Annotated in this window: 2 protein-coding genes; both read left to right on the top strand. The window is 65.1% G+C overall.

Annotation, left to right across the window (positions count from 1 at the left end; all coding sequences use genetic code 11):
* Nucleotides 1-54 precede the first annotated feature (54 nt).
* Nucleotides 55-1,068 (top strand): IS30 family transposase, encoded by a 1,014-nt coding sequence (locus ACN675_RS28745; RefSeq protein ID WP_420754052.1) that lies wholly within the window; start codon nt 55-57, stop codon nt 1,066-1,068.
* Nucleotides 1,069-1,325: 257 nt separating this feature from the next.
* Nucleotides 1,326-2,393, top strand: a complete 1,068-nt coding sequence (locus ACN675_RS28740; RefSeq protein ID WP_420754051.1) for an IS110 family transposase — start codon at nt 1,326-1,328, stop codon at nt 2,391-2,393.
* The last annotated feature ends 60 nt before the right edge of the window (nt 2,394-2,453 follow it).

The raw sequence follows: 2,453 nt of genomic DNA, 5'->3' as shown, positions 1-2,453 counted from the left end.
GGCGATCTCAAGTGGTGGATGCAACAGGCTCCCTGACATGGGGAGATGACACTGATGGGTCGACCGGGCATACGGACGAGCGACGAGTTGCGCGCTAGGTTCTTCGCCGTGCGCGAAGAAGGTGGCTCGCTCAGGACGGCATCGGCGGCGGCGGGGGTGGCCCACGTGACGGGCCGACGCTGGGAGGACGAGTTCAACAGGATCGTCCGCCGGGCTCCGGACTGGCAGCCCGGCGGACGCGCCCTGTGCCTGGCCGAACGCGAGGAGATCGCGATCGGGCGGGCACTGGGCGAGACCCTGCAGCAGATCGGGGACCGGATCGGCCGGGACAAGTCGGTGATCAGCCGCGAGCTCGCCCGCAACAGCAACAAGGACGGCACCTATCGGGCGGTGTCGGCGCACCGGCGGGCCTGGGAGCGGACGCTACGCCCGAAGGCCCTCAAGCTGATGGACAACCCGCAGTTGTGGCGGTGGGTGCTGGCGAAGCTGACGCTGCGATGGTCGCCCCAGCAGATCTCGGCGAGACTGGTGGTCGAGTTCCCCGACCGACCGGAGATGCGTGTGTCCCACGAGACGATCTATCAGTGCGTCTACGTTCTGGCCAAAGGTGAACTCCGCAAGGAACTGTCGGCGGCGTTGCGGTCCGGGCGGGTCCAGCGCAAGACGCACGGCCGGGTGCCGTCGACGGCCCGGTACCTGGGCGAGAAGATCCTGATTTCCGAGCGGCCGGCCGAGATCGAGGATCGGGCCGTGCCCGGGCACTGGGAGGGCGATCTGATCATGGGGGCCCGCAACGGGTCGGCGATCGGCACCCTCGTCGAGCGCACCACCCGGCACGTGCTGTTGCTGCACCTGCCCCGGGTGCGGGACCTGGCCGGGGTGCGCGATGCGATGATCACGGCGATCGAGTCGATGCCGCAGATGATGCGACGGTCGGTGACCTGGGATCAGGGCATCGAGATGGGTTTGCATGCCCAGATCACCATGGCCACCGACGTCGCCGTCTACTTCTGTGATCCGCATTCGCCGTGGCAACGCGGCACCAACGAGAACACTGTGAGTATTTGAGGTGGCCCAGTCGGGCTGATCGGTCAAGCTGGTATCAGCGATCTGGGGTGACTCCCGAGAATACTGGCCACGTCTGCGTGTGCCCTGCGTTTGACATGTCCCTTCGGATTGCCGACACCGGCTTGGCCCACTTGTCTTGGCTTGATCAGGAGCTTGTCCGCCGATGAGGCGTGACCCCTCACAGTGCTGCCGCGACATGTGACTTCTTCCCAGGCCGGTGCCGACCACGATCGCCGACGAAATGGAAGGTAACCGTAATGACCATGCTCGCAGAAGAATACGATTTCGTCATCGGAGGAGACCCCGACCGCGACACTATCGACCTCGCTGTACTCGACACCGCCACCGGCGGCGTCCACGCGCACCTTGTGGAATCTGCGGATGGCGCCGGCTACGCCCGCATACTGGACTGGGCACGCCAGCGCGCACCTGGTCGACGGATCTGGGCGCTCGAAGGGACCGGGAGCTTCGCCGCCGGACTGTCCGACGTATTGGCGCAGGCCGGTGAGGATGTCACCGAAGTCGGCAGCCTCAAAAGAGCTCGCGGCGCGAAGAATGATCGCCTCGACGCGATCCGCGCGGCACACAGTGCTCTGGCGCGTGAGCACCAGGGCAGTCCCCGAGCACGCGGACTTCGGGAAGCGATCCGCACCCTGACTGCGACCCGCGAAGGGGTTCTCGTCAGTCGAACCAAGGCCATCAACGAGCTCAAAAGTCTGATCGTCGCCGCCCCCGAACACCTACGCGCCACTCTGCGCGGACTTTCGCTGACCAAACAACTATCCCGCATCGAATCGTCGACCACGACGACAACGGCCACCGTCGAACACCGCGTCACGGTACTGACGTTGCAGTCGATCACAGCCCGTATCCGTTTTCTCACAGGTCAACTCGACGAACTCGATCCGGAGCTGGGCCGTCTGCTGCAGCAGCATCCTGCGGGGCCGGCGTTGCTTGCGCAACCGGGCGTCGGCCCCGTGGTAGCTGCTCGACTGTTGCTCAGTTGGTCCCATCCCGGGCGGGTCCGCAACGAGGCAGCGTTCGCCTCGCTCGCCGGTGTCGCCCCACTCGAGGCCAGTAGTGGGCAGCGAAGTCGGCACCGACTCAACCGAGGCGGCGACCGTGCTCTGAACCGGGCACTGCACACCGTTGCGATCACCCGGTTGCGATGTCACCCGCAGAGTCGTGCCTACGAAGCTCGCCGAACCCTGGAAGGTAAGACACACCGCGACATTCGACGCTGCCTCAAACGAACCCTCGCAAGAAAGCTCTACCGCGTGATGGAGTCCGCTACCAGAGATGCCAACAACCACATCTCTGGTTGACAAACATAGGAGCGTCGAACGGATTGCTGCGTCAGTACTTCCCGAAGGGCACCGACCTGT

This window comes from Rhodococcus sp. O3, from assembly GCF_048897285.1.
Taxonomy (GTDB): domain Bacteria; phylum Actinomycetota; class Actinomycetes; order Mycobacteriales; family Mycobacteriaceae; genus Rhodococcus.
This window is presented reverse-complemented; position numbering and strand designations above follow the sequence as displayed.

Excerpts from the sequence above, each read along its gene's own strand:
- ACN675_RS28745 (WP_420754052.1), top strand. The coding sequence starts at position 55 with ATGGGTCGACCGGGCATACGGACGAGCGACGAGTTGCGCGCTAGGTTC.
- ACN675_RS28740 (WP_420754051.1), top strand. The coding sequence starts at position 1,326 with ATGACCATGCTCGCAGAAGAATACGATTTCGTCATCGGAGGAGACCCC.